Raw genomic sequence first — 25,754 nt, 5'->3', positions numbered from 1 at the left:
GACCGGTGCGGGAAGCCCGTCCATGACCGCCTGCTGTCCGGGTGGTCGCCCCGCAGGAGCACTCGGGGTCTTCAGGCGCTGTCCAGGCCCGCCGCGTAGAATGCGCGGCGTGCCCGGCGCGTCGAAAACTGCTGGCCTTAAAACAACCACAAAGTCGCCCGCCAGGAGACAGGAAATGCCAATTGCGAATGCAACCACGGTCCACAGTGACATCGACCATGGCACGAAAGCGCTGTACAGCAAGATCACCTGGAGGCTCATCCCCTTCTTGTGTTTCTGCTACCTCGCAGCTTATCTGGACCGCATCAATGTCGGCTTCGCGAAGCTGCAGATGCTCGAAGACCTGCAGTTCAGCACAGCGGCCTATGGCCTGGGTGCAGGGCTGTTCTTCGTCGGCTACATCATCTTCGAAGTGCCGAGCAACCTGATCCTGCAGCGCGTTGGCGCCAAGCTGTGGATCGCCCGCATCATGATCACCTGGGGCCTGCTGTCGGCCTGCACCATGTTCGTCACCAGCACCACCCAGTTCTATATCCTGCGTTTCCTGCTGGGTGCGGCCGAGGCCGGCTTCCTGCCAGGCGTGTTGTACTACCTGACCATGTGGTACCCCACCTATCGCCGCGGGCGCATCATTGCCCTGTTCATGATCGGGCTGCCGTTGTCGAGCGTGATTGGCGGGCCTATTTCTGGCTGGATCATGGGGCATTTCGACCAGGTTCAAGGTTTGCATGGGTGGCAGTGGCTGTTCCTGCTGGAGGCGATCCCCAGCGTTTTGCTCGGCATCCTCACGTTCTGGGCATTGCCTAACCATTTTCAGCAGGCCAAGTGGCTGTCGGCTGACGACAAGGCACAACTGGCGGCAGACCTGGCCGCCGACGATGCCGAGGGCAAGGACAGCAAACACAGCTTCCGCGATGGCTTCTTCAACCTTAAGGTGTGGATGCTTGGTGGTATCGACTTTTCGATCCTGCTCAGCGCCTATGCGATGGGCTTCTGGATGCCGACCTTCATCCGCGATGCGGGCGTCAGCGACACCTTCCATATCGGCCTGCTAACGGCCATTCCAAGCCTGGCCGCGCTGGCTGGTATGCTCATGATCGGGGCCAGCTCCGACCGCCACCGCGAGCGCCGCTGGCACATCATCGTGCCGTTCATCATTGGTGCAATCGCCATGGCCAGCAGCACCTTGTTCAGCCAGAACCTGGTGATGACAGTGGTGCTGTTCGCCATTGCCTCGGCGGCGATCATCGGCGCGGTGCCGGTGTTCTTCAGCCTGCCGGCGACCTTCCTCAAAGGCACCGCAGCCGCCACCGGCTTTGCCCTGGCCTGTTCGGTAGCCAACATCGCCGGCCTGGTGAGCTACTCACTGATGGGCGTGGTCACCGACCTCACCGGCACCTCGCACGCTGCGCTGTGGGTGTTTGCCGGCTGCCTGATCCTCAGCTGCTTCCTGGTCATCGCCTTGCCGGCCAAGCTGGTCAACCGCTAGCGGCCCAGCGCTTCACGCAACGGCAGGGCAGGTGGGCCGAGGCCCGCCTGCCGACCTCTCTCGATGCAACCCGCACGCCGGTGGCCATGCAGTGCCGCCGCGCCGGGTTGCTGTTGCCCAAATCCAGGAGTAGCCCTATGCAAGGTTTCACTGCGCCGCGTTTTTCTTCGTCTGCACGCCTGGCCGGCGGTTGTATTGCCGCCGCTTTGTGTGCAGAGGCCACGGCAGAAGAGGCCGGTTTCATCGAAGGTGCCCGCGCCACGCTGCAGGCGCGCAATTACTTCTTCAGCCGCGACTATGCCGATATCAAGGGCGCCAGCACCCAGTCGCGCACCCAGGAATGGGCGCAGGGGTTTATCCTCAATGCCAGCTCCGGTTATACCCAGGGCACCCTTGGCGTGGGTGTGGATGTTACCGGCCTGCTGGGTTTCAAGCTCGACAGCAGCCCGGAACATGCCCGGTCCGGGTTGCTGCCCAGCCTGGACAGCGGCAAGTCGGCGGACGAATACAGCCGCCTGGGTGCGGCGATCAAGTTCAAGGTGTCGCAAACCGAGCTGAAGGTGGGCGAGTTGATGCCCAACCTGCCGGTGCTGCTGTTCAGCGATTTGCGCCTGTTGCCGCCGACTTACCAGGGCGCGATGCTGGAGTCGCGCGAGTTCGCCGGGTTGACCCTGAACGCCGGCCAGTTCCGCTCCACCAGCCTGCGCGACTCGTCCAACAGCCAGAAGATGTACGCGTTGGTCAACGACCCGATCAACCCGGCGCGGCTGGCGCGCTTTACCAGCGACCGGTTCAACTACGTGGGTGCCGACTATGCCTTCAACGACAACCGTACCAGCGTCGGTGTCTGGCAGGCGCAGTTGGAGGATATCTACCAGCAGCGCTTCTACAGCTTCAAGCATGCCGAGCCGATCGGGGGCTGGACGCTGGGGGTCAATGCCGGTTACTTCGATGCCCGCGAGGACGGGAGCAAGGTGGCTGGCGACTACGATAACCATGCGCTGTTCAGCCTGTTCTCGGCCAAGACCGGCGGGCATACCTTCTATGTGGGCTATCAGCAGATCGGCGGCGATGACGGCTTTATCCAGGTAGGCGCCAACACCAACCCGATGGGTAATACGCTGCCGACCTATGAGTTCTCGGCGCCGGGTGAACGCTCGTGGCAGGTGCGCCATGATTACAATTTTGTCGCCTTGGGGCTTCCGGGGCTGACGTCGACCCTGCGTTATGTAAAGGGGCGGGACGTGGACACAGGGCTGGGCTTTGAAGGGCGTGACCGCGAGCGTGACCTGGACCTGGCCTACGTGGTGCAAAGCGGGCCGTTGGCCGGGCTTGGGATACGGGTGCGCAACGTGATGGCGCGCTCCAACTACCGGACAGATATCGATGAGAACCGCTTGATTCTGAGTTACACGATCAAGGTGTTCTGAGGAGGTAGATGGCCCGGCGCCAGCTCGGTTCCCGAAGCAACCCTGTGCTGCGAAAAAGCAATCACGGCCTAAGGCAGTCGTTTGCCTGACCGCCCTCTTCGCAGCGCAAGGCTGCTCCTGCACGGTGATGGGTAGGTTTGAGCTGTGGAGCATGACAATTGCCCTTGCAGGTCACTGCAAGGTGTCGGGCTTCAGGCTATCTGGCAGTTGCCGAAGGGCCTCCTCAAGCCGCGCGATCGGCCCAGTGAGTTGATCCGCTTCCTTGTCCTTGCCTTCACCTCTTAAGCGCTCACGCTCAACGCGTAGGTTAAGCAGATTTTTCTGCAACTTCAGTGCAGAGGTTTTGAACGAGTCCATGCTTTTCTCACGCTGTAGGCTTCCGTACCGTTGTAGGAAAAATGGACCGTAGCAGCTCGAATTTGCCGGAGAAACTGATGTTTCATACAGGCAAGACTCATTGCCACGCCCTTTCCTACAGCATGCGGTAAACAATCCTACAAGCCGTGTTTCAGATCGTGTCCTCCCAAACAAGCTCAATCTACCGTATTGGCTGGGTTCAGGCGCTTTCGAGGGGCAGCGCACTTAACGCAGGTACTGCAGGCGTGTTTAGAAACTTCATGTATCAATTCCCGGCCCGCGAGCGACAGGTGCTCAGCGTCAACCACTGCGGCTGAATTCACCCCAGCGGCATCTGCGCATCACATCTGATCCGCTTTTTTTCCATAAACCTGAATCTGTAACCGTATCAGCCCAAGCTCGACAATGTGCCCATTCCCGCATCACAACTGTAGAGGTTCCAATGGGCAAGCTGGCGCTGTTCCTGGGTGGTTTTCTGCTGCTGACCATTCTGATTGGTATTCTTGGCACCATTCCGCCAAGCTGAGTTCACTGCTTTTTCCCCTGCGCGGCCCGTCCACTTCAAGCGACGGGCCCAATCTATTGGCCAATGGCCGGTCATCTTTTTCATCGCACTGTTGGATCAGCATCAGGTGCAAGTCATTCTCAGGGCAGGAGCGGATCGAGCTGGTCAGTTTGGCCAATTCGCCTTTCTCCTTGTGCGATAAGTCGTTCTTTACGCTGGGAAATCTGTCCACAAAAAACGTGGGTAGGTCTGTGGATAAAGTGCTGCAAGCCAGACCCGCGGCGGGCTCTGTTAAATTGAGCAGAAATTGAACAGTTGTTTTATGGCCTGTTTCAGTGGAGCGGGCCGGCTCGGCGTATGGCTGCCAGCAAGTCACGTACCCGCGTCGGCAACTCGCCGGCAGGGTACACAGCGTGCATCTGTGGGTCCTGGCCGCTGCTGGACGTCAGGCGGTACTGCGGACACACCCGCACCAGGCGGCCGGCCTTGACCTGTGCTTCGCCGACCCAGGCGGCAAGGCGGGCGATGCCGGCGCCAGCCAGGGTGCTGTGGTATACCGCGCCTCCCGAGCCCAAGCGAAGCCTGGGCCTGGGGCGCAGGCTGGTGATCTGGTCATCGTGGCAAAAGTGCCAGGCCTTGAGGATGCGTGGCGCGGTATGCAGGATCAAGGTGTGTCCCTCCAGGTCTTCCGGGTGTTGCGGTGTACCAGCCAGGGCCAGATATGCCGGGCTGGCATACAGGTGGCGCTGGTAGGGCCAAAGCGGGTAGCCGATCAGCTCGCTCGATTGCGGGAAGGCACCGCGCACCACGAAATCGAATTTACCTTGCAGCGGGTCAAGGGCTTCGTCGCTGTACTGCACGTCCAGGGTCACCTGAGGGTGGCGGCGGGAAAACTCGGCAAGCACTTGCGGTAGCACATGCTCTCCCAGCAGTTGCGGCGCGGCAAAGCGAATCCAGCCTTGGGCGCTGCCGCTGAGCGCGGCCAATTCGTCGGCTGCATCGCGTTGCACATCCAGCAAGCGTTCGGCATGCGGCAGCAAGCGCTCGCCGGCCTCGGTCAGGGTGACGGCGTTGGCGTTGCGGTTGAGCAGTTTGCTTCCCGCATTGTCTTCCAGGGTTTGCACCGCGCGTGTAACTGCGCTGGGTGAACGCCCCAGGGCGCGGGCGGCAGCAACGAAGCTGCGCTTGTGTGCCACGCTGACGAACGCCTGGATTTCCCGCAGCATGTCCAGTGCCATGGCCTGCTCCTCGTTGCAGTTATCGCAATATGGCATTTCAACACAAGTGTGCCACTTTGATTAGCCTTGCAGGCGTCTTCACTGCCTGGAACCGCGTCATGATGGATATTGCTGTGCTTTCTGTGTTCGCTTTCGCCGCTGGGTTGATCGACGCTGCGGTGGGGGGCGGCGGGCTGATCCAGATCCCGGCCTTGTTCAACGTATTGCCCTCCGCGCAACCGGCCGCATTGCTCGGCAGCAACAAATTGGCGTCCGTGTGCGGCACGGCCTTCGCGGCCCGCTCGTTCATTCGTAAAGTGACGCTGGATTGGGGGTTGATCGTACCGGCGGCACTCAGTGCCTTTGTCATGTCGTTCGCGGGGGCCGCCACGGTGTCGCTGGTACCCCCCAGCGTCATGCGCCCGGCGGTGCTGGTGCTGATCGTGCTGATGGCTGTCTACACTTTCTGCAAGAAGGACTTCGGCACCTTGCACACACCTGCCCAGGTCGGCCGCAAGGAGCAGTGCCTGGCAGTGCTGATCGGCGGCGCTATCGGCTTCTACGATGGCCTGTTCGGCCCGGGTACCGGTAGCTTCCTGATCTTCCTGTTCATCCGCTTCTTCGCCCTGGACTTCCTGCACGCCTCGGCTTCGGCCAAGGTGGTGAACATTGCCACCAACCTGGCGGCGCTGGTGTTCTTCGTGCCGACAGGCAACGTGCTGTACGCCATAGCCTTGCCCATGGCGGCGTGCAACATTCTCGGTGCGCTGACCGGTACCTGGCTGGCGGTACGCAAGGGTGCCGGTTTTGTCCGCGGGCTGTTCCTGGTGCTGTTGTGTGTGCTGATCGCCAAGCTGTCGTGGGACTTGCTGGTTGGCTAGATCAGATGACCAGGCGCTGTACTTCGGCCTGTTCGACGCGGTTGCGGCCCCGGGCCTTGGCCCGGTACAGCGCCTGGTCGGCACTCGCCAGCAGTTCGTCGAGGCTGGGGGCCGGCATGTCTGCGTCGCAGCCTGCCACACCGATACTCACGGTAATCTGCAGGCGCTGGTCGGCCTGTACCACGTGCAGGTCTTGGATGGCGCGGCGCAGGCGTTCGGCGATGAAGTTGGCCCGCTCTGGCGCAAGTCCGGGCAGGATGACAACGAATTCTTCGCCACCCAGGCGTGCGATCAGCTCATCGTTGTGCAGCTGGTCCTGGAGGGTGCTGGCGAATTGGCGCAGCACCTGGTCACCGACTGCATGGCCGTGGGCATCGTTGATTGACTTGAAGTGGTCGATGTCCAGCATCATCAGGGTCAGCGGCAGCGCCTGGGCGTGCTGTTGGCGGCTCTCCAGCAGCGCGTTGGCGCGGCGTGTGAAGGCGCTGCGGGTGAGCACGCCGGTGAGGTGGTCGACGGTGGCCTGGTGCGCCAGGCGGGCCATGAGGCTACGGTTGGCCTGGCTGACGCAGGCCACCACCAGCGGCCCGAGCACCAGCATGGCGATGCCCAGGCGCGCCGACATCAGCGTGGTAACCCCAGGTTCGCTCTGCGGCACGCTGAAATGCATGAGGTTTTGCGCCACGGCCACGATCAGCGTACTGCCGGCCGTGAGCGTCAGCAATGAAACCAGGAACGGTGAGTAGGTCCAGGCACACCACAGTAACGCAGCAATCGGGAAGGCAATGGCCCCAGGGCCACCAAAGGCGATGCTGAATGCCAGCGAGGCCAGCAGCACCAGCAACGGCGCCAGGCGGATGGGTTGCGCGCCGCCGCGCACCAAGGCCCGCACCGAGGGCGCTGTAAGCAGCACCGGAAGTACCAGCACACCGGTCGAGAACTGTTCGCTGAACCAGGCTAGCCAGGTGGCGCGCAACGACTGTTCGAACCACGGTGCGGCCATTACCGCTGCCATGCTGGCCGCCACCATGGCAGCGGCGGCGCAGGCAGCGAACACGCTAAGCACGCCGCGCGGGCTGCGCATGCGCCGGTGCATGCGAGGCAAGCGCGACATCAGCTGCCAGAGGGTGACCACCACGCCAAGATTGCACAGGTTGAACCACAGAGCCGGCCCCCAGGCGCTGCCACACAGCAGGTCGGCCCCGACCATGGCCAGCCACACCAGGCTAAAGCCCGTAAACGTGGCTTGACGGGGGTAGCGCAGGAGTACGCCGGCCAGTACCGCATTCACTGGCCAGAACAGCGACAGCGATTCGATCGGGCGTGCCAGGATGCCGCCCAGGGTGAGGGCGAAGGTCACGCCAAGTACAACGACATAAGGCAACACGCGCGATTGGGCTGGAAAAACCATGAACTCGACCGGCAAGCGGAAACGAAATCCAGGACAACGCGATAGAGCACCTGGGGCAATTACCTGCAGTGTGTTGGCTCAGGGTGGTTGATGTCAATCTGCCGCGATTGGTTGCGATAATGTCAAATTGCCTCTATTTCTGGCCACTTTCCTCACAGCCCGAAGAACCACGGCACCATCACGACGGTAACCAGCATCACCAGCACGGTGAACGGCACGCCAATCTTGACGAAGTCAGCAAAGCGGTATTGCCCGGGCCCAAGTACCAGCGTGTTGACCGGTGATGACACCGGCGTCATGAATGCCGCCGACGCGGCTAGCGCGACGGTCATGGCGAACGGGTAGGGCGACATGCCCAGCTGCGCCGCAGTGCTGACAGCCACCGGCGCCATCAGAACCGCGGTGGCGGTGTTGGAAATGAACAGCCCGATCACTGCGGTGACGGCGAACAGGCAGGCAAGAATGGCGCTGGGGCCGGCACCACCCAGCACGTTCACCAGCCCACCCACCGCCAGGTCGATGCCGCCGGTTTTCTGCAGCGCCTGGGCGAAGGGCAGCATGCCCACGATCAGCACCAGGCTTTGCCAGTGGATGGCGCGGTAGGCACTGTTCATGTCAATGCAACGGCCTGCGCCCATCAGCAGGCAGCCGATCAACGCTGCCATGACATTGGGTACGGCGCCGCTGACCATTAGCCCGACCATTACCGCCAGGCTAAGCAACGCTTGCGGCGCGCGGGTACGGGCTGGTGCGACCAGGTCGATCTCGGCGGGCAGGCTCAGGACCAGGAAGTCTTTGGGCTTGCTCTGCAACTGGCGTACCGCCTTCCACGGGCCGACCACCAGCAGGGTGTCGCCAAGGCGCAGCTTTTCTTCCACCAGTTGCTCTTCGATAGCGGCCTGATCGCGGCGCAGGCCGACCACGTTGAGGCCATAGCGGGTGCGGAACGCCAGTTCGAGGATAGTCTTGCCGATCAACTGCGAGCCGGGCGGCAGCGAGACCTCAGCCATTCCCAAATCCTGGGATTGATCGATGAAGTAGGCGGCCTTGAAGTGCAGCGGCTCCAGTTGCATGGTTTGGCACAGGCTGCGCAGGTCGTCATGCTTGGCGAACAGGTCGAGCAGCAGCACGTCGCCCTGATGCAGCACGGTGCCCGAGTCGGCCGCGATCACGCGCGTGGTGAACTTGTGTTGGCGCTCGATACCGATCACGTTGGCGCCGTGTCTGGTGCGCAGTTTCAGCTCGCCAAGGTTGTGGCCGATCAGCGGCGACTGAGGGCGGATGCGCAGGCGTCGTTCACGGCCGTTGAGCTTGTAGTCCAGTACCAGGTCCAGCAGGGTGCGGCGGCTTTCCACCCGGCCGTCCTTGCGCACTTCACCGTTGAGCCAGTGGCGGGTCAGCAGCATGTACCCGATGCCCAGCACCAGCACCACCAGGCCGAACGGGGTAAAGCTAAAGAAGCTGAACCCTGCTTCGCCATGGCGTACCAGCTCGCTGTGCACCACCACGTTGGGCGGTGTGGCGACCAGGCTGAGCATGCCACTGATGAGGCCGGCAAAAGCCAGTGGCATCATCAGGCGGCTGGGTGACAGCTGCAGGCGCGCAGCGATGCTCAGCACCACCGGGATGAAAATGGCCACCACGCCGGTGGAGCTCATGATCGATCCCAGCCCGGCCACCGCCACCATCAGCAGTACCAGCAGGCGCGCCTCGCTATTGCCGGCCCGCTCGCTCATCCATTCGCCGATGCGATAGGCAATGCCGGTGCGCACCAAGCCTTCACCAATCACGAACAGGGCGGCGATCAGCACCACGTTGGGGTCGCTGAACCCGGCCAGGGCCTGTTCCACGGTAAGGATGCCGAGTAGTGGCAGGGCGAGAATCACCAGCAGCGCGACCACGTCCATGCGTGGGCGGTTGATGACGAACAGGGTAATCACGATGGCCAGCAGGCCGAGGACCCAGAGCAACTCATGGTTCATGGGGAGGGGGTGTTCCTTCACACGGGGCACGATAGACAGTAGCAGTCAGTGTGCCAGCTTGTCGTGAAGGGGGTGTTGATGTGCTGCAACAAAAAGGGCCGCTATGCGGCCCTCCGGTCACGGGGTCAGTGACGGTGGCGGTGGTGCTTCTTGCTGCCGCGGTTGTCGTCGCCCAGATGGTTGCCGAGGGCACCACCGGCCGCGCCGCCCAGGCCGGCACCCACGGTCGAACCGGTCTTGCCGCCTACTGCGCCGCCCAGCAGCGAGCCGCCAGCCGAGCCCAGGCCACCGCCAATGGCGGCTTCGGTACGGTTGCCCTTGCGCGCACCGACCGCGCTGCCGGCTGCGCCGCCAACGCCGGCACCGATGGCTGCGCCGGTCTTGCCGCCGAGCTGTTGACCAACAACGTTGCCCAGGACACCCCCCAGGCCACCGCCAATGGCGGCAGTACCGTCACCGGCGAAAGCGCCCTGGCACAGCAGCAGGCCGAGGGCAAGGGAAGGCAGAGTCAGACGCATGATACGAACCTCAAAGGAATCATCAGGATAAGTTGCCGCGCAACGAGCGGCAGGTCAGGGCTGAAAGGACGCTTCAGCGGTAGTAGCGGTCACCGCGGTATTGCCGATCGTCATCGTCGTCGCGGTCATGGCGGTAGTGGTGGCGATGGTCACGGTCACGATCGCGGTCACGCCAGCCGTCGTCATCATGGTAGCGATGGCTATGGCAACCTGCGGTCAGCAGAACAACAGCAACCAGAGAAAGGCTTGCAAGACGCGTGAGCACGATATAGGTCCTTGATCCGCATAGGTTTACGGGGCACCTTTTAAGACTGGGGCCGATCGATTTGGTTTCCTGGGTGGGCAAAAAAATTGTGCGTCCAGCGATCAGCGCCAATGCGCCCGCCTGCAACAATGGGCTGTGGCGCTGACCGGCATCGACCAGCCCTGGCGTATCGACGCGTTCCAAGCGCACTTGGCCGGCGGCGAGGTGCTCTGCAATGGGTCGCCTTGGCCAGGGCATGTTGAATCAGGATGCCGGTTGAATCGCCAGCACCACGCCATTGGTGATCTGCACCAGCACGTAATGCTTGCCCATGCGCACCCAGTGGCTTTCCTTTTCCGGTTCGGGCAGGCCCTTGGCTTTCCAGTCCTTGACGGCCTGGTCATCGCGTTTGTACTGGTCCGGGGCCTTGTCGCCGACGTTCAGTTCACGGTTGTGGGTTTCGGGGGCGGTGATGCTTTCTTCGCTCGAGGGGGCGGCGCTGACGCTCAGGGGCAGACAAGGCAGGGCGGCGAGTAGCAGGTAGTGCAGTTTCATGATGCGTTCCTCGTGATGGCATGTGTTATCTGCGACAGCGGCAAGTGCGTGGCAATTCACTCGGGATGCCTGCCAGTGCTAGAGTCGCCTTCTTTTTCGCGACCCCGAGGATGGAACATGCGTGCGATTCTGCCGTTGGCTGCGGTGCTGATGCTGGCCGGTTGTGCTTCTGCGACCATGGAAACGGCGCGTGGCGGCAAGCCGACTGCGCAGCTCGACTCGCACAAGGCGCCAGAGCTGGTTGCCCAGTGCATCCAGTTCAGCTGGCAGGAAGAGAAGGTGTTCGGTGATGACGCCAGCGGCTACCTGGAACCGCGCAAGCAGGGCGGTTTCACCGTGTTTACCCGTGAGGCCGAAGCGTTCGTGGACGTTTACCCGCAGTCGGGCGGGACGCGTGTGGATTACTACGCGAAGCAGAACGACGGCGTGGCTCTGCAGCGCCGAGCGGCTGCTGCAACCTGCCTGTAACGGCTGGCGCTATCGCCGCTCCTGTAAGGGCCCGTGCATTCAGGGTACTGAGCAAGGCAGTTGTTGCCACAGCAGAGGCGCGCGGGCTTTACAATTTTTATCAAGTCAGTTGTGTCTCAGGGCGCGGGGTGACGGCTAGCATAAGGTGCTTCCACGCAAGGACGACACCATGGACCGTTCACTGCAACTCAACCGTATAAGCTGGGATGAGCGTGCCCCGTTGCACGCCGCTTCGAAGGACTACGAGGTCGAGCGCCTGGTCCAGCAACACGGGCACTTGTCCGAAACCGTACGCTTCGACCTGCCATTGCTCGGTGACATCGACGGGCTTGATACGGTCCACTTGCAGTGCCACATCGGCACCGACACCCTGTCGCTGGCGCGCCTTGGCGCCAAGGTTTGCGGCCTGGATTATTCCAAGGCTTCGCTGGCCGAGGCACGGGCATTGGCCGAGCGATGCGCGCTGCCCATCCAGTATGTCGAGTCTGACGTCTATGCCGCCGCCAAGGTACTGCCGGCGGGTACGTTCGACCTGGTCTACACCGGTATTGGCGCGCTCTGCTGGTTGCCCCGCATCGAGCCATGGGCACGCACCGTCGCAGCACTGCTGAAACCGGGCGGGCGGCTGTTCCTGCGCGACGGGCACCCGATGCTGATGGCTGTCAACGAAGATCATCAGGACCGCCTGCAGCTCGAATATCCGTATTTCGAGCACGAAGCGCCGACGGTGTGGCACACCGACCAGACCTACGTCGAAACCGATCAACGCCTGACCCACACCGAAACCCACGAGTGGAACCACGGCCTGGGTGAAGTGATCACCGCCTTGCTGGCTCACGGCCTGCAGCTGACAGCGCTGGTCGAGCACCAGAGCATCCCCTGGGAGGCGCTGCCGGGGCAGATGGTCAAGGGCGAAGACGGCGAATATCGCCTGCGCGAGCAGCCTGCACGCCTGCCCCTGAGTTACACCTTGGTCGCCGTCAAAGCCTGATCAGGACAGGAAGCCACCGTCGACATTGAGCGTGGTGCCGGTGGTGTAGCTGGAGGCATCGCTGGCCAGGTACAGCACCGCGCCCGCCATTTCCTTGGGGTCGGCCACGCGTTTGAGGGGGATCTGCTGCAAGGCGGCGTTGAGGATGGCTTCGTTCTTCACCAGTGCCGAAGCGAACTTGGTGTCGGTCAGCCCCGGCAGTAGCGCGTTGCAGCGAATACCGAAGGGTGCACACTCTTTGGCGAACACCTTGGTCATGTTGATGACCGCCGCCTTGGTCACCGAATAGATGCCTTGGAACAGCCCAGGTGAAACACCGTTGATCGACGCCACGTTGATGATGCTGCCGCCGCCGTTCTCGCGCATCAGCTTGCCAGCCTCCACCGACATGAAGAAGTAACCACGGATGTTCACGTCCACGGTCTTCTGGAACGCCCCTGGGTCGGTGTCCAGCACATTGCAGAATTGCGGGTTGGTGGCAGCATTGTTGACCAGCACGTCCAGTCGCCCGAACTGTTCGCGAATGCCGGCGAACACCTGCTGAATCTGTTCCAGCTCACCAATGTGGCAGGCCACAGCCGTGGCCTTGCCGCCGGCGGCAATGATGGCGTCGGCTACCTGCTGGCACCCTTCAAGCTTGCGGCTGGAAACGATCACATGGGCCCCTTGCTGCGCGAGCAAGTGGGCGATGGCCTCGCCGATGCCTCGGCTGGCGCCGGAAACAAAGGCAATCTTGCCGTCGAGGTCGAACAGGTGGGTCTTGGACATGCTGTTTTCCTTGTTATCCGTCGTCGTGGGCTGTGCTCAGAGGCTGGACTTGGAAATGACCTGCAAGGTCATTTGTTCCAGCAAGCGGTTCATGTGAATGAACTGGGCGAAACGCTTGTCCTGGGTCTGGCCGTGGTAGTAGCGGTAGTAGATCTGCTGAACGATCCCTGCCAGGCGGAACAGGCCATAGCAATAGTAGTAATCGAAGTTGTCCAGGCGGATGCCGGCGCGCTCGGCGTAGTAATCGACGAACTGGCGACGGCTGAGCATGCCCGGCGCGTTGCTTGGCTGGCGGCGCATCAACTGCACTGGCGCCGGGTCGCCGGCTTCGATCCAGTAGGCCAGGCAGTTGCCCAGGTCCATGAGTGGGTCGCCCAGGGTGGCCATTTCCCAGTCCAGCACACCGATGATGCGCATGGGGTTGTCTGCGTCCAGGATGACGTTGTCGAACCGGTAGTCGTTGTGCACGATGCTAGGGCGCGGGTGGTCGGCGGGCATTTTTTCGTGCAGCCAGGCGGTTACCGTTTCCCAGCGTGGCGCATCCGGTGTCAGGGCTTTTTCATAACGGCTGGTCCAGCCCTCGATCTGGCGCTGCACGTAGCCCTCAGGCTTGCCCAGGTCGGCCAGGCCGCAGGCGGTGTAGTCCACCTGGTGCAGCTCGACCAGGCGGTCGATGAAGCTTTTGCACAGGGCTTCGGTCCGGCTGGCGTCCAGGTTCAGTTCGGGCGGGATGTCCGAGCGCAGGATGATGCCCTTGACCCGTTCCATCACATAGAACTCGCCGCCGATCAGGCCGGTGTCGGTGCAGTGTGCGTAGGCCTTGGGGCAGTAGGGGAAGCCGCTGTTGAGCTGGTTGAGGATGCGGAACTCGCGGCCCATGTCGTGGGCCGACTTGGCCTTTTGACCGAAGGGGGGGCGGCGCAGCACGAAGTCGCGGCCCGGGTAGCTGACCAGGTAGGTGAGGTTGGAGGCGCCGCCAGGAAACTGGCTGATGCTCGGCAGGCCGTGCAGGCCGGGGATATTGGCTTTGAAGTAAGGGTCGATGACGGCCGCGTCGAGTTCTTCGCCGGGGCGTACCTGGGTGGACTGGTCGGTGAGCGTCATGCGTCTTCCTTATTCTCGATAGCAAGTACTATTGGGTAATTTAATGGTCCGTCAGGATTGGAACAATCGTCCCATGTGCCAAATAGGTGAGGGTGTTGCTGGTGGATCACTGCACCGAATGCAGGGCAAAAAAAACCGAAGCCGTCAGGCTTCGGTTTTTCGATCATCCGGTATTCCCAGCCCTCAGGACGGGAACAGCTCGCTGAGTTTCATCGACAGCATCATGTCGCCCTCAACCCGCAGCTTGCCGCCCATGAAGGCCTGCATGCCGTCGGTTTCGCCGCTGACGATACCTTTCAGGGTTTCGGCGTCCATCACCAGGGTGCAGTTGGCATCCGGGTTCTCGCCTTCCTGCAGGTCGCAGGTGCCGTCCTTGACGATCAGCGCGTAGTGCTTGTCTTCGTCGGTGATGTTGAAGCCGAACACCAGGTCCAGGCCGGCGGCAGCGGATGGGTTGAATTTCTCTTGCATCTTTTTGACGGCATCAGCTACGGAGGTCATGGCGCATTCCTTATAGAGTGATTTACACGTCCCCGCAGGGACACAACAAGCCGGGCTTATCGGTAAGTGACAAGCTCCGGCGCCCTCAACAGCTGCACATGGGCCTGGCTGTTGAAGGAGGCCAGTGCCACGTCGCGGCCGCGAAACTTCAGCTGGCTGAGCGACGTGTTGATGATCTGCCAGTTCAGCGCGAACGCCTGGCTGGGGGTAATGCCGGTAACCAGGTGGAGCAGGGCGGCAATGGTGCCACCCGAGGTGAAGATAGCAACATGATCGCCGCTGCCGGCGGTATCCAGCACGCGTTGCAGCCCACCTTGTACGCGGGATGTAAACGAACGCCAGGTTTCCAGGCCATTATCGGCATGCTCGCCATCGTGCCAGCGTTGCACCATCAACGCGAACAGACGCTGAAACTCGCTGTGGTGCTGCGCAGCATTGCGCAGCACATGCAGGGCATCGGGCTCTTCGGGCAGCAAGTCGGGCAACAGGGCGCGGATCACACCGTCGGCATCGAACTCATTGAATGCGGCGTCGGTCTCAACCGCCGGCACCGGGCAGCCGTTGGCGTGCAGCGCCTGCAGCGCCAGCCGCGCGGTATCCTGCTGGCGGCGCAGGTCGCCAGCCACGCAGCGGTCCAGCCGCACGCCCAACTGGGCCAGGTGCTCACCCAGGGCCTGGCTCTGGCGCACGCCCACGGGCGAGAGGACGTCGTAGTCATCGGCACCGAAGGAGGCTTGGCCATGTCGAATCAGGTAGAGATTGCCCACGAAAGGTTCCGGCCTGTTGGAGGTTGCTGCGAGGTTAGGATGCGGCTCACGGGCTGTCAACGAAAAAACATACAAGCGTTTGAAAAGGTTGTTTGAAAGGTGTTGCCAGCGTTTACACCCGCTGGCAGCACCACAGACGCAACGGTATGCTTGCAACAGTGACGCGCCGTAGTGGCGCAGGTATTTAAGGAGTCAACGTGGAGTTTCTTGCCGAATACGCAAGCTTTCTCGCCAAAACCGCCACCCTGGTCATCGCCATATTGGTGGTGCTGTCGGCGATCGCCGGGCTGCGTGGCAAAGGTCGGCGCAAATCGGGCGGGCAATTACAGGTCACCCGGCTGAACGATTTTTACAAGGACCTGCGTGAGCGCCTGGAGTCCGGCTTGCTCGACAAGGCTCTGCTCAAGGCCCTGCGCAAGCAGCAGGCCAAGGCGGAAAAACAGCAGAAGAAGGGCAAGGCCGAGGACAAGAGCCGGGTATTCGTACTGGACTTCGATGGCGACATTAAAGCCTCGGCCACCGAAAGCCTGCGCAACGAAATCACTGCGCTGCTGACGCTCGCCACCGCGCGTGACGAAGTGGTACTGCGCCTGGAAAGCGGCGGTGGCCTGGTGCACAGTTACGGCTTGGCTGCTTCGCAACTGGCGCGTATTCGCCAGGCGGGCATCCCGTTGACCGTGTGTATCGACAAGGTGGCTGCCAGCGGTGGGTACATGATGGCCTGCATCGGCGAGAAGATCGTCAGTGCCCCATTCGCCGTACTGGGGTCTATTGGCGTGGTGGCGCAGTTGCCCAACGTCAACCGCCTGCTGAAAAAGCACGACATCGACTTCGAAGTGCTGACTGCTGGCGAATACAAGCGCACCCTGACCGTCTTTGGCGAAAACACCGAGAAGGGCCGGGAGAAGTTCCAGGAAGACCTGGACATCACTCACCAGTTGTTCAAGGATTTCGTCTCCCGCTATCGTCCGCAGTTGCACATCGATGAAGTGGCCACTGGCGAAGTCTGGCTGGGCGTGGCCGCCTTGAATCGCAAGCTGGTGGACGAGTTGCAGACCAGTGACGAGTACCTGAGCGACCGCGCACGCAACGCCAACCTGTTCCACCTGCACTATGCCGAACGCAAGAGCCTGCAGGAGCGTATTGGCATGGCCGCCAGCGGTACCGTGGAGAACACGGTGGTGGGCTTGTGGAGTAAACTCAGCCGCCTGCGCTAACACCTTGAACCCGTTGAAATTTTTTTCGTTCAGGGGGTTGCAAGGTTAAAAGAATGAAGACATAATGGCGCCCATCGAAACGCAGCAAACTTTGAAAAAGGTTCAGCGTTTCAAGGAGATAGCAAAGCGCAAGCAGCTAGATCCGACCTTTGAGGCCGAGTAGCAAAGTGGTTATGCTCCGGATTGCAAATCCGTCTACGCCGGTTCGATTCCGACCTCGGCCTCCACCATTCGAAAGCCCCGCAGCCATTGAGGTTGCGGGGCTTTTTTAATGCCTGCGTTTTTCAAATTTGGGACACCTTGGCGCTGGTGAAAAGCTTAGGCTTCGGGGGCTTCACGCCCTGCCTGTTCACGCAGAACAGACCGTTGCGAGCGATATTGACCTCCCTTACGGCGAAACCCTCGCCCAAGGTGTAGGCCTTGGACGGAATCGTTATGGCTGATCCTCAGGCCGTGAAGTGATATCCGACCTGCGCCGCCCGGGCGGCTTCCTCGGTGCGGAACATAAGCCGTGTTTTGCTGGTGCTGCCCCAGCTGTCGTATTCGACGTGGACCCACCCGGCGCCGAACTCTCGGTACGGCTCGCCAAGGATCTTCGTGATGTAGCAGTCGATAAGGTTCATGGGCATAGCTCCCGCGGGACGCTCACTGTTTCGCTGCGGGCGTGGTACATGGCCGCTCGGGTTGCAGCTTCTGCCCGGGTATCGCCGGGCTTGCGGTCAAGTGGGTGACCTGACACGCAGGCCAGCCAGGGCCAGCTGCTGCCTCGGTCAATCCAGATGCTGTGCTTTTGGATGAGATACTCGCCGGTCGCGTCGTCGATGGCCTGGCCACCGATCGGCAGTTGCAGTTGGCCGGCCGGCGGCGGGATAGGGCCGTCGACCATTTCGACAGCCCAGAGCAACGCCTTTCCGGCCAGGTCGCAGGTGGGAACTTTGATCATGCTGGGAATTGGATCAGCTTCTTGGGCACCTGGACGATATCGCCGAGCTCAAACGCCGACCAGAGATACCGTGTTTATCAGTTGTTGAAAGCGCTCGATAAATTGCCTTCTGCATTGATGAATCGAGTGGCCTACAGCCACGGGGGTAAGATTTGCTGGGAGGAGGATCTCGAAGCTCAGCGTAAAATGAGAATTCGAGGACCGATATATTGGGGCTGGGCCGACCCAAAGCTTCACCATCGTACCCATGGCGAAATTCTCGACGACGGCACCCTGATTGATGTTCAGGTCAGATTGTCCCGCACAGGCCTACGCAGATGTTCATCGGCGTCTATGCGCCGGCTGGAAGTGCTGAAGAGGCTTTGGCGGGGCGATGACTGGGGCGTTGGGCGTGCTCACCTGCTCGCCACTGAGGGGGCTGCAACGGAAAAGCTCTCAGCCTGCTCGAAATAGAGGGGAGAGGATTACAGCTATGCGGAGTACAAGCGTGCTCCACATGAATCGAACGGATTTGGAATTGCAATGTGACCTGCTCGATTTGATGTCATAGTGAAGGCATAGGGACATCGGCACGTATTTTCGAGCCAGCCCTTCAGGACTCGTCCAAATGCTAAGCGACGATGATTTTTGCTATATGGCTCGTCGGCCTCTCCTTGTGTTGGAAGCCTGTAATTCAAGGCTAATGCGCCTAGTTTCTGCACGCGGTATCTGCGGCGTCATCTGGGATGATTCTGTGGTCTACCAAGCGAAAACGCATGAAGCCTGGATCCATTTTTGAGCCAGAGATCTCAGCGTCTGCTACCAGTGTGATCCGGAATCTCGGATGGAGCTGCGATTTTTAGCGGTGACTCTCCGTTCCTGCAGGGTGCATTAAAGCGGGAGCTGACACCTGTTGGGGCGCTCGCTTTGCATAAGGTAATGCATGTCCTTTTTGTCGAGGTGCTTCAGTCGTCCTTAAATCAGAGTCGTCGGATGACGATCACGGTTCCTGGTCCTATAGCTATTTAATAGCTGGTTGGGAATTTTTTCATGCCCCGTCCGTATACCCACAGTGATGAAATCAAAAAATGACTGGGTGCTCAAGAAAAAAGGCCTGTGTCGATATTTTCTTAATCAGAAAACTTGGAGCCTTTTATGTTCAACCGTAATCTTAAAAAAACGCTGCAAGAGCAGAACGCGGAGCTGCTACTGCTGCGTCAGCAAGTCGAGCAAATGGACAGAGGGATGCTCTCCATGAGACTTGATGCACAGTTTCGTATCTGCTCATTTAACCGAATTTTCTCAGAGACTTTGGGGTATTCCGACGAGCGCCTGTATGGTCGCCCGCTCTCTGAAATCGTTCCGCCTTACGTTAAAGAACTACCTTGCTTTCACGCCTTTAACCAAGCTGTAGCGCGATTTGAACCCGTAAATGACGAATATCGCTACCTTCGCGCTGACGGTACTCTTGCGTGGTTGAAAATCTATTGGTTCCCCATTCGAGATCAAGAGGGCAGCCTCGCCTATGTTCAGGGTTACGGAAGTGAGATAACTCGTACCGTGGAGCAGGCGAAGGAAAATGAGGCTCTCATCCAGGCGCTGGTTCGCTCCACTGCCGTCATTGAATTCAACTTGGATGGAACTGTAATCACAGCTAACAAGCAGTTTCTCGAGGCCATGGGGTACTCATTAAGCCAGATTGTTGGCAAACATCATCGTTTGTTTTGCCCCGTTGAAGAGGCTGCATCTCCCCAGTATGAAAATTTCTGGAAGACGCTCAATCGTGGCGAGTACGTCGCGGATCGTTTCAAACGAGTCGATGCCCGTGGTAGCGATATCTGGCTCGAGGCTACCTACAATCCTGTGCATGACACTGAGGGCAGGCTGTCTAAAGTTGTAAAGTTTGCGAGCGTTGTTACGGACCAGGTCGCACGTGAGCAAGAGGTCAAGGATGCAGCTGGAGTTGCATTTGATATATCCCAGCAAACTGATTCGAGCGCAGAGCGGGGTGCGGTGGTAGTGACGCGTACAGTCGACACCATGCGCAGTATTGCTGAACAAATGAAAGCGGCAACCGAGAGCATTGAGGCGCTTGGCAAACAGTCTGCGTTGATTAGTTCTATTGTTCAAACCATTGGCGGTATTGCTTCACAAACAAATCTATTAGCACTAAGGATGGTCTGAAATAGCCCTGTATTTCTGACTGACTTCAGCCTACGCTGATTTTGAAAGCGGTAAACCGATCAAAAAACGATCAAATCGCCCGCTTATTTCGGTGTTTCTGGCCCCAGCGAGCACCTCGCCGCGCCATTTTCTGCATTACAAGCGCACCTCTCCTGCATTCGTCAGTAAATGTCGGCGTGCCATCCATAGGTTCGACAGGGCGAACAGCGTCACCAGTTGCGCGGTGTTCTTCACCAGCCCCCGGAAACGCACCTTGGTGTAGCCAAACTGCCGCTTGATCACGCGAAATGGATGCTCGACCTTGGCGCGCACCTGGGCCTTGGCCTTCTCGATCTTGCGCTTGGCCTTGTACAACGCGCTGCGCTTATCGAGTTTCTTGTAGGTGCTGCGGCGTGCCGCCACCTGCCAGATAACCTTACGATCGACATGCTCTGGACGTTTCTCAACGCCGGTGTAGCCCGCGTCCGTACAAACCACGTTCTCGTCGCCATGCAGCAACTTGTCGACCTGAGTAACGTCCGCAACGTTGGCCGCCGTACCCACCACGCTGTGCACCAGGCCCGACTCGTCATCCACGCCGATGTGCGCCTTCATGCCGAAGTAGAACTGCTGGCCTTTCTTGGTCTGGTGCATTTCCGGGTCGCGCTTGCCGTCCTTGTTCTTGGTCGAACTCGGCGCATGGATCAGTGTGGCATCGACGATGGTGCCCTGGCGCAGCGACAGACCACGATCACCCAGGTAACCGTTGATCACACCGAGGATGCCGGCCGCCAGTTCATGTTTTTCCAGCAGGCGACGGAAGTTGAGGATGGTGGTTTCATCAGGAATGCGTTCCAGGCTCAACCCGGCGAACTGGCGCAGGATGGTGGTCTCGTACAGCGCTTCCTCCATCGCCGGATCGCTGTAGCCAAACCAATTCTGCATCAGATGTATGCGCAGCATCGCCATCAACGGATACGCCGGACGACCGCCTTCACCCTTCGGGTAGTGCGGCTCGATCAGGGCAATCAACCCCTTCCACGGCACCACCTGATCCATCTCGATCAGGAACAGCTCTTTGCGGGTCTGCTTGCGCTTGCCGGCGTACTCGGCGTCGGCGAAGGTCATTTGCTTCATCGGAAAACTCGGCGGGTGGAGTCCGGGTATTTTGCCAAAATCAGGAAGTCTTTTTCAGGATTTCCCTAAATGCCGCTATTGAAGCTGCGCGTGCTGGTGAGCAAGGTCGAGGTTTCGCTGTGGTTGCTGATGAGGTGCGCAAACTGGCTGGTCACACCAGCTCGGCTACCGAGGAAATCGTTAGCGTTGTCCACCAGAACCAGGCGCTTGCTGATCAAGCTGTTAGCGAAATATTCAGCAGCCGAGCAAAAGCTGAGCAAGGCCTAGTACTCGCTAACGAAGCTGGTACCGTTATCTTGGAAATTCAAAACGGCGCTAAACAAGTGGTCGGGGCGGTTGGTCGCTTTGCGAATGAGGTGAGGTAGTTTTCCGTCAAAGGATTCGTGTCGAAAATTGCTCAAGCCAGCTAGTGTCGGTATATCACACTGGTCACTTGGTGCGCTCTGTATCGATTTTCTGTGGGCATGTGGAGATCTCTAGCTGGCTAGGTGCCAGCTGCATGGGTTAGGCACCTCCAGCTCGCGGGCGACCAGTAGGGTGGCCGTGCTGTCTTTACCGCCGATCATGCTGACGATGTTGTATCCGGCCATCGTGTAGTTCTTGCGTGCAGGCGCCGCCCTCGCCGGGAACGCCTTATCGTTGAATTAGCGGTGATATGCTTCGCCGCTTACCAAACAGGGAGGGTGGTAATGAAACTGCGGGAGAGGCACAAGGCGTTTCAGGAATGGTTCACGCCGAGGCGGCGTAGGCGAGCGGGCGGAACCTTACTCGCCATCTGGGCTGTCGGCATCTTCATCTACCCTGGCCAGCACTGGATCTATGTATTGACGCCAGGAGTCATGTGGTTCTTCAGCGCTTGGCCGCCCGAGTTTCACGACAAGCGTTGAGTCTTTGGCGGGGCTGCTGAATAGCCGATTGTCCGATTCAGCTCACAGATGAGTCAGACGAATTTGCGTAAAACTGCACGTTCGCTATGGTGGCAATAAACCACCTGACTACAACTAAAGTCGTAGGAGCGTCTCATGAGAATACGCGGTGATGTTTTCTGGGCCTGGGCTGACCCGACGCTTCATCACCGAACTCACGACGAGACACTCGACGATGGGACATACATTGATGTTCAGACGCGACTGTCGCGGACAGGCAAAACGCAGATGTTCATCGGGGTGTACGCCCCTGGTGGCATGGCTATCCTTGAAGAGGCCTTCGATTCTCGCCCTGGCGAGTCGATGACCAGGGCACTGGCGTGGGGCGTTGGCCGGGCCCGACAGGTCGCCACTGAAGGTGCGCCTGCTGCAGGCTTTATGGCTGCCTCGAAATAGCGGCCAGGCGCGCAGCGCCGGAGGTCAAGCGGCGACCTATTGTCATCAGCGAAGACACCGTGCATGAAACCTCTGCGTCTCCAGACTTCCAGCAAGCCGGCAGGGAGGCTTCATCAGCCTGGCCCGTCATCCTCGCTGGCCTGCGCCCTCACTTTTGGATTTTTTCATCAAGGAGCCGTTGACATAGCGCACCGTGTTTTCCAAGGCCTGCGTCATGTCGGGATGGGTAAACGCGTACTTGCGCTCCAATTGCCTGCTGTTTCCCATGTCGAAGCGCTGTGTCTGAATAAAGTTCAATGACTCGGCGCTGATCGCCAGTCGGGTCGCCAGTCCCGGAATTGTCAATATCGACCTGAGCAACCCTATGGGTATATGGCGGCAAGGTGCCTTGACCTTTAGCGTGTCTGCGATCTGCACAAGCATTCCCTGCAAGTTTGGTGTTCGCTCATACAGCGCCAGAACTTGCCGGTTGGCCATGGCGGGGTCGAACGCCACGCAAGTTATCATGTTCACCAGATAATCGACGCTGACCAATGGCAACCAGTGACTGGCGGAACCGGGAACAGCTTTGAACCGGCCTTGTGCCAGATTGCGAATGAGTTCGGCAAGCGGTTGTCCGTCCAGGATATGCCCGTTCTCGCTGTGGCCGCACACCGTAGCAGGGTGAACAATCGTGTAATCCGCATCCGCGTCTTGCATATAGCGGATCACTGCAAAATGGGACTCGAGTTTGCTGCCTTCGTAGCCGCCTACCCGGGCGTAGACTGCGGGCCAGTTTGTGTTTTCAGGGCACTGAATATCAACCCCGATACGGGCAAGGTGGTTGAGGTTTTGCAGCATGAAGCCGCCTACCATGAGCAATCGGATACGCTGGCTGGCCGCAAGCCTGGCCACGCTCAGAGCACCTTGGACATTGACTGTGCGGGCGCGCTCCGGTGTCAGCCCCCAGGAAAATGCCGCCGCGAGATGGAAAAATACAGCGGCCGAAGTGACGCGTTCTTTGTCTGCTTCGCTGAGGCCAAGCCCCTCCTGGCTGATATCGCCTTCAACGGCATGGAGATACTCCGGGTTACCCCCGAGTTGGCCTACCTGCTCCTTGAGGCGTTCGATGTTGCCGGGGCTGCGCATCAGCACCCAGGTCTTGTGCCCTTGCGCAGTAAGAGCGGCCAGCAAATGTTGCCCCACAAAGCCGCTGCCGCCGGTGACAAAGCATTCCACACTCATGTTTGTACCCTTGTTTGGATAATGGGCGCAGGCTAAGGTGTAGAGCCTGCTCTACAGTCAAGGATTTTTAACGTGAATATTGGAGAGTTGGAGCGCCGGAGTGGGCTCAGCCGCCATGCATTGCGCTATTACGAACAGCTCGGGCTTATCGAGCCACACCGACAAGCCAACAACTATCGCAGTTACAGTGAACAGACCGTAGCTGACTTGGCCTTCATACAGAGCGCTCAGGGCGGGGGCTTTTCACTTGCTGAGATTAGGGACATTCTTGTGGCCAGGCGGGGTAACACGATCGATTGCGCGCAAGGCGCCGTCTTGGTCGCCGCCAAGATGGCCGAGATTCAAACGAAGATCACCACGCTACAGGCCGCTTATGTTTTTCTGGACGCGGAGCGTGCCAAGCTTGAAGCCAGTGCTATTGCCAATGGGCAGATAATGCCTTGAAGTCCTGTCAGTGACTATTTTCGATCGAGCGTCAGCCTTCAGGTAAGGTGACACCGCAGATAAATTCATGCGTCCCCAAGCGGTGTGAGCCGAATTCCACCACGTAGCCGTCTCCTCTGCGCTGCGCCTCTGCCATCGCCGTTTTCTGGTCAGCATAAACGTCGACGAAATGCCATGGATGTCGGTCTCTCAGGACCCCCCATCCGATGACCCAGCCTTCCCGCGAAGGGTCTGGTGGCAGGTTCTTCGCCAAACTTCGAATGGACATACCGATCTCCTCATATGCACAGGCTCGCCCTTGCAGGTTGAGCACTTTTCTTGAACCACACCTCGCGGGCGCCGGTCTTCAGCATGAAGGATGAGTGATAATTCCAGGTTTCCTCTTCAAATATTGAAATGTTCGCAGTCTAGGGTTGAACTCAAGCCAATTCCACCATCGAGGGAGTCAGGAAATGGATTATTCCAGCATGGTTGAATCGTTGGACAAGATGCTGAAAGCAACGGCTGCAGCCAAGGCCTGCCTGCAGCCGTCAGATACAGAGCGTCAACCACACCTCCGTAGCCATTCGTCCGCGACGTCACCCATGGTTGATGGGGTGCCACTCTTGATCCAAAGCATGAATCCTCGGTCGAACTTGAATGCCGCGCCGCACTCGCTGAGCAGAAACTGACGAACCTTCTGCGTGTTGCGGTAATGCTTGTCCAATGGAGTCGTACGGGTGATCGGCCCGGCGTGCCAGTCTACGGTCATGGTCTGTTCCTTTGACAATTGAGAAAGCAGAAAGCCCGAAGATGTTCATCTACGGGCTTTGCTGTGGTTCCAAATGGCCTGGCTCGGCCTGTCAGCCTTCGAACTGTATCACCATCCGGCCTTTGATCTTGCCCTCCAGCATCTCGTCAAAGATCTGGTTGATATCCTCGATCGGTCGCAGCGTTACCTTGGGCACCACTTTGCCTTCAGCGGCAAACTGGAAGGCTTCCTGCAGGTCCTGGCGTGTACCTACCAGCGAGCCCACCACTTCGATCCCATCAAGCACCAGGCGAGGAATATTCAGGTCCATGGACTCCGACGGAAGCCCGACGGCCACCAGTCGCCCGCCAGCGCGCAAGGCATCGACAGCCGAGTTGAACGCGCCTTTGGCCACAGCAGTAACGACGGCAGCATGTGCACCGCCGGTTTTGGCCTGGATGACCTTCGCGGCATCTTCGTTGAGCGGGTTGACCACCAGGTCCGCGCCCATCTCGCTGGCGAAGCGCAGTTGCTCTTCGTTGACGTCGATGGCGATGACTTTGGCGTTGAACACATTCTTGGCATATTGCAGGGCCAGGTTGCCCAGGCCGCCGAGGCCGTAGATCGCGACCCATTGGCCGGGGCGGACGTTGGAGATCTTAACTGCCTTGTAGGTCGTGACGCCGGCGCAGGTGATGCTGCTGGCGGCAGCGGAGTCGAGGCCGTCGGGCACTTTAACCGAGTAGTCGGCCTTGACGATGCAGGCCTCGGCCATGCCGCCGTCCACGGTGTAACCGGAGTTCTTCACGTCGCGGCACAGGGTCTCGTTGCCGCTGTTGCAGTATTCGCAATGTCCGCAACCCTGGTAGAACCAGGCAACGCTGGCACGGTCGCCTGGCTTGAGCGAGGTGACGCCCGGGCCAACTTCCTGAACCACGCCAATACCTTCGTGGCCCAGTACTACACCGGTCTTGTCACCAAAGTCGCCATTTTTCACGTGCAGGTCGGTGTGGCACACACCGCAGCACTGCATCTTCAGCAGCGCTTCGCCGTGTTCGAGAGGGCGCAGGGTTTTCTCTACCACGTCCACGCGACGGCCTGGTGCAACGACAGCAGCTTTCATGAGAGCCTCCGTGTCTATCCGATATGAGCTTGGGTTATCGCTGGGACAGCATAGACCTCGCCTGGCCAGGCAAAACTGCTTCAGGTCATGGTCATGGTGGACGCTTGCGCAAAATACCGACGGATGCCTGACTGGCATTTGCGGAAAAAAGAAAAGCCCGCGGCAATGATGCGGCGGGCTGCAAGAACGTACGGAGCAGGGTCAGTGTGCTCATTCGGATGTCGGCATTTCGTGAAGGTCAGGTCACGGGGGTGTCATCATCTGCACCGAAGTACGCAGGGCCA

General features: G+C 59.8%; 27 protein-coding genes, 1 tRNA gene and 3 pseudogenes. 12 read left to right on the top strand and 19 right to left on the bottom strand.

The features are described from left to right. Positions 1–175 precede the first annotated feature (175 nt). Together AA098_RS17775 and AA098_RS17770 are read left to right on the top strand one after the other, a co-directional pair. Positions 176–1,489: an MFS transporter gene (locus tag AA098_RS17775; RefSeq protein ID WP_064614847.1), complete on the top strand. Its 1,314-nt coding sequence runs from the start codon at positions 176–178 to the stop codon at positions 1,487–1,489. Between the two features lie 137 nt (positions 1,490–1,626). After that, on the top strand, positions 1,627–2,919 hold the full coding sequence (locus tag AA098_RS17770) for an OprD family porin (protein WP_004577269.1): 1,293 nt from the start codon (positions 1,627–1,629) through the stop codon (positions 2,917–2,919). Between the two features lie 171 nt (positions 2,920–3,090). Here AA098_RS17770 and AA098_RS17765 read toward each other — a convergent pair whose 3' ends face one another. The 3 genes from AA098_RS17765 to AA098_RS17760 form a co-directional block, all read right to left on the bottom strand. After that, entirely contained in the window at positions 3,091–3,276 is a 186-nt protein-coding gene (locus AA098_RS17765) for a hypothetical protein (protein WP_004577268.1), read from the bottom strand. A 422-nt stretch (positions 3,277–3,698) separates the two neighbouring features. Further along, positions 3,699–3,959: a hypothetical protein gene (locus AA098_RS29265; RefSeq protein ID WP_146034139.1), complete on the bottom strand. Its 261-nt coding sequence runs from the start codon at positions 3,957–3,959 to the stop codon at positions 3,699–3,701. 154 nt (positions 3,960–4,113) lie between these two features. Then, a complete protein-coding gene (locus AA098_RS17760; RefSeq protein ID WP_014861711.1) occupies positions 4,114–5,019 on the bottom strand; it encodes a LysR family transcriptional regulator in 906 nt (301 codons plus the stop codon). Between the two features lie 98 nt (positions 5,020–5,117). Between AA098_RS17760 and AA098_RS17755 the strand changes: the two genes are divergently transcribed. After that, a complete protein-coding gene (locus AA098_RS17755; protein WP_004577266.1) occupies positions 5,118–5,879 on the top strand; it encodes a TSUP family transporter in 762 nt (253 codons plus the stop codon). Position 5,880: 1 nt separating this feature from the next. On the opposite strand, the gene AA098_RS17750 is transcribed toward AA098_RS17755, so the two are convergent. The 5 genes from AA098_RS17750 to AA098_RS17730 all read right to left on the bottom strand — a co-directional run bounded on the left by AA098_RS17750 (position 5,881) and on the right by AA098_RS17730 (position 10,589). Then, positions 5,881–7,305 carry a GGDEF domain-containing protein gene (locus AA098_RS17750; protein ID WP_004577265.1) on the bottom strand — a complete coding sequence of 475 codons (1,425 nt, stop codon included), beginning with the start codon at positions 7,303–7,305 and terminating at the stop codon, positions 5,881–5,883. A gap of 137 nt (positions 7,306–7,442) precedes the next feature. Continuing rightward, positions 7,443–9,272 carry an SLC13 family permease gene (locus AA098_RS17745; RefSeq protein WP_054889272.1) on the bottom strand — a complete coding sequence of 610 codons (1,830 nt, stop codon included), beginning with the start codon at positions 9,270–9,272 and terminating at the stop codon, positions 7,443–7,445. A gap of 125 nt (positions 9,273–9,397) precedes the next feature. After that, entirely contained in the window at positions 9,398–9,790 is a 393-nt protein-coding gene (locus AA098_RS17740; RefSeq protein WP_003251091.1) for a glycine zipper domain-containing protein, read from the bottom strand. 73 nt (positions 9,791–9,863) lie between these two features. Further along, on the bottom strand, positions 9,864–10,055 hold the full coding sequence (locus tag AA098_RS28610; protein ID WP_082916909.1) for a hypothetical protein: 192 nt from the start codon (positions 10,053–10,055) through the stop codon (positions 9,864–9,866). Between the two features lie 243 nt (positions 10,056–10,298). Continuing rightward, a complete protein-coding gene (locus tag AA098_RS17730; RefSeq protein ID WP_003251088.1) occupies positions 10,299–10,589 on the bottom strand; it encodes an RcnB family protein in 291 nt (96 codons plus the stop codon). Between the two features lie 117 nt (positions 10,590–10,706). Between AA098_RS17730 and AA098_RS17725 the strand changes: the two genes are divergently transcribed. Both AA098_RS17725 and AA098_RS17720 read left to right on the top strand, forming a co-directional pair. Then, on the top strand, positions 10,707–11,057 hold the full coding sequence (locus tag AA098_RS17725) for a hypothetical protein (protein WP_012051882.1): 351 nt from the start codon (positions 10,707–10,709) through the stop codon (positions 11,055–11,057). Between the two features lie 169 nt (positions 11,058–11,226). Then, entirely contained in the window at positions 11,227–12,048 is an 822-nt protein-coding gene (locus tag AA098_RS17720; protein WP_064614846.1) for a bifunctional 2-polyprenyl-6-hydroxyphenol methylase/3-demethylubiquinol 3-O-methyltransferase UbiG, read from the top strand. Here AA098_RS17720 and AA098_RS17715 read toward each other — a convergent pair whose 3' ends face one another. The 4 genes from AA098_RS17715 to AA098_RS17700 all read right to left on the bottom strand — a co-directional run bounded on the left by AA098_RS17715 (position 12,049) and on the right by AA098_RS17700 (position 15,188). After that, complete coding sequence (locus AA098_RS17715) at positions 12,049–12,816, bottom strand: SDR family oxidoreductase (protein WP_021782185.1); 768 nt, start codon at positions 12,814–12,816, stop codon at positions 12,049–12,051. 36 nt (positions 12,817–12,852) lie between these two features. Beyond that, a complete protein-coding gene (locus AA098_RS17710; RefSeq protein WP_004577260.1) occupies positions 12,853–13,920 on the bottom strand; it encodes a phosphotransferase family protein in 1,068 nt (355 codons plus the stop codon). A 183-nt stretch (positions 13,921–14,103) separates the two neighbouring features. After that, entirely contained in the window at positions 14,104–14,421 is a 318-nt protein-coding gene (locus tag AA098_RS17705; RefSeq protein WP_003251077.1) for an SCP2 sterol-binding domain-containing protein, read from the bottom strand. 56 nt (positions 14,422–14,477) lie between these two features. After that, on the bottom strand, positions 14,478–15,188 hold the full coding sequence (locus AA098_RS17700) for a histidine phosphatase family protein (protein WP_064614845.1): 711 nt from the start codon (positions 15,186–15,188) through the stop codon (positions 14,478–14,480). A 197-nt stretch (positions 15,189–15,385) separates the two neighbouring features. On the opposite strand from AA098_RS17700, the gene sohB reads away from it, so the two are divergent. Both sohB and AA098_RS17690 read left to right on the top strand, forming a co-directional pair. After that, complete coding sequence (gene sohB / locus AA098_RS17695; protein WP_064614844.1) at positions 15,386–16,405, top strand: protease SohB; 1,020 nt, start codon at positions 15,386–15,388, stop codon at positions 16,403–16,405. A 153-nt stretch (positions 16,406–16,558) separates the two neighbouring features. Then, positions 16,559–16,632 (top strand) — tRNA-Cys (locus tag AA098_RS17690). A 219-nt stretch (positions 16,633–16,851) separates the two neighbouring features. Here the strand turns inward: AA098_RS17690 and AA098_RS29560 are convergent. Both AA098_RS29560 and AA098_RS17685 read right to left on the bottom strand, forming a co-directional pair. After that, positions 16,852–17,028 (bottom strand): hypothetical protein, encoded by a 177-nt coding sequence (locus AA098_RS29560; protein WP_004577257.1) that lies wholly within the window; start codon positions 17,026–17,028, stop codon positions 16,852–16,854. Continuing rightward, positions 17,025–17,348: a hypothetical protein gene (locus AA098_RS17685; protein ID WP_234546866.1), complete on the bottom strand. Its 324-nt coding sequence runs from the start codon at positions 17,346–17,348 to the stop codon at positions 17,025–17,027. Before AA098_RS17685 ends, AA098_RS29560 begins: the two co-directional genes overlap by 4 nt. 186 nt (positions 17,349–17,534) lie before the next feature. On the opposite strand from AA098_RS17685, the pseudogene AA098_RS29870 reads away from it, so the two are divergent. Together AA098_RS29870 and AA098_RS17680 are read left to right on the top strand one after the other, a co-directional pair. After that, a pseudogene (locus tag AA098_RS29870) lies at positions 17,535–17,801 on the top strand (hypothetical protein). 681 nt (positions 17,802–18,482) lie between these two features. Beyond that, a pseudogene (locus AA098_RS17680) lies at positions 18,483–19,499 on the top strand (PAS domain-containing protein); the annotation flags it as partial. 147 nt (positions 19,500–19,646) lie between these two features. Here AA098_RS17680 and AA098_RS17675 read toward each other — a convergent pair. After that, positions 19,647–20,627: an IS5 family transposase gene (locus AA098_RS17675; protein WP_064613796.1), complete on the bottom strand. Its 981-nt coding sequence runs from the start codon at positions 20,625–20,627 to the stop codon at positions 19,647–19,649. 59 nt (positions 20,628–20,686) lie between these two features. Between AA098_RS17675 and AA098_RS28595 the strand changes: the two are divergent. Beyond that, positions 20,687–20,992 (top strand): annotated as a pseudogene (locus AA098_RS28595) (methyl-accepting chemotaxis protein); the annotation flags it as partial. Between the two features lie 657 nt (positions 20,993–21,649). Beyond that, positions 21,650–21,949, top strand: coding sequence for a hypothetical protein (locus tag AA098_RS29865; protein WP_064614841.1), 300 nt, complete (start codon positions 21,650–21,652; stop codon positions 21,947–21,949). A gap of 126 nt (positions 21,950–22,075) precedes the next feature. Here AA098_RS29865 and AA098_RS17655 read toward each other — a convergent pair whose 3' ends face one another. After that, positions 22,076–23,173 (bottom strand): SDR family oxidoreductase, encoded by a 1,098-nt coding sequence (locus AA098_RS17655; RefSeq protein WP_064614840.1) that lies wholly within the window; start codon positions 23,171–23,173, stop codon positions 22,076–22,078. A gap of 72 nt (positions 23,174–23,245) precedes the next feature. Here AA098_RS17655 and AA098_RS17650 point away from each other — a divergent pair, with 72 nt between their 5' ends. Continuing rightward, positions 23,246–23,617, top strand: a complete 372-nt coding sequence (locus AA098_RS17650; protein WP_003250937.1) for a MerR family transcriptional regulator — start codon at positions 23,246–23,248, stop codon at positions 23,615–23,617. 31 nt (positions 23,618–23,648) lie between these two features. On the opposite strand, the gene AA098_RS17645 is transcribed toward AA098_RS17650, so the two are convergent. From AA098_RS17645 to adhP, 3 genes are all read right to left on the bottom strand, one after another. Beyond that, complete coding sequence (locus AA098_RS17645; protein ID WP_003250935.1) at positions 23,649–23,885, bottom strand: hypothetical protein; 237 nt, start codon at positions 23,883–23,885, stop codon at positions 23,649–23,651. A 276-nt stretch (positions 23,886–24,161) separates the two neighbouring features. Next, positions 24,162–24,368: a DUF6434 domain-containing protein gene (locus tag AA098_RS17640; protein WP_017148244.1), complete on the bottom strand. Its 207-nt coding sequence runs from the start codon at positions 24,366–24,368 to the stop codon at positions 24,162–24,164. Positions 24,369–24,459: 91 nt separating this feature from the next. After that, on the bottom strand, positions 24,460–25,470 hold the full coding sequence (gene adhP / locus AA098_RS17635) for an alcohol dehydrogenase AdhP (RefSeq protein WP_003250933.1): 1,011 nt from the start codon (positions 25,468–25,470) through the stop codon (positions 24,460–24,462). Between the last annotated feature and the right edge of the window lie 284 nt (positions 25,471–25,754).

This window comes from Pseudomonas sp. JY-Q (assembly GCF_001655295.1).
Taxonomy (GTDB): Bacteria; Pseudomonadota; Gammaproteobacteria; order Pseudomonadales; family Pseudomonadaceae; genus Aquipseudomonas; species Aquipseudomonas alloputida.
The sequence above is the reverse complement of the archived record's forward strand: the minus strand, read 5'-3'. Positions and strand labels throughout refer to the sequence as shown.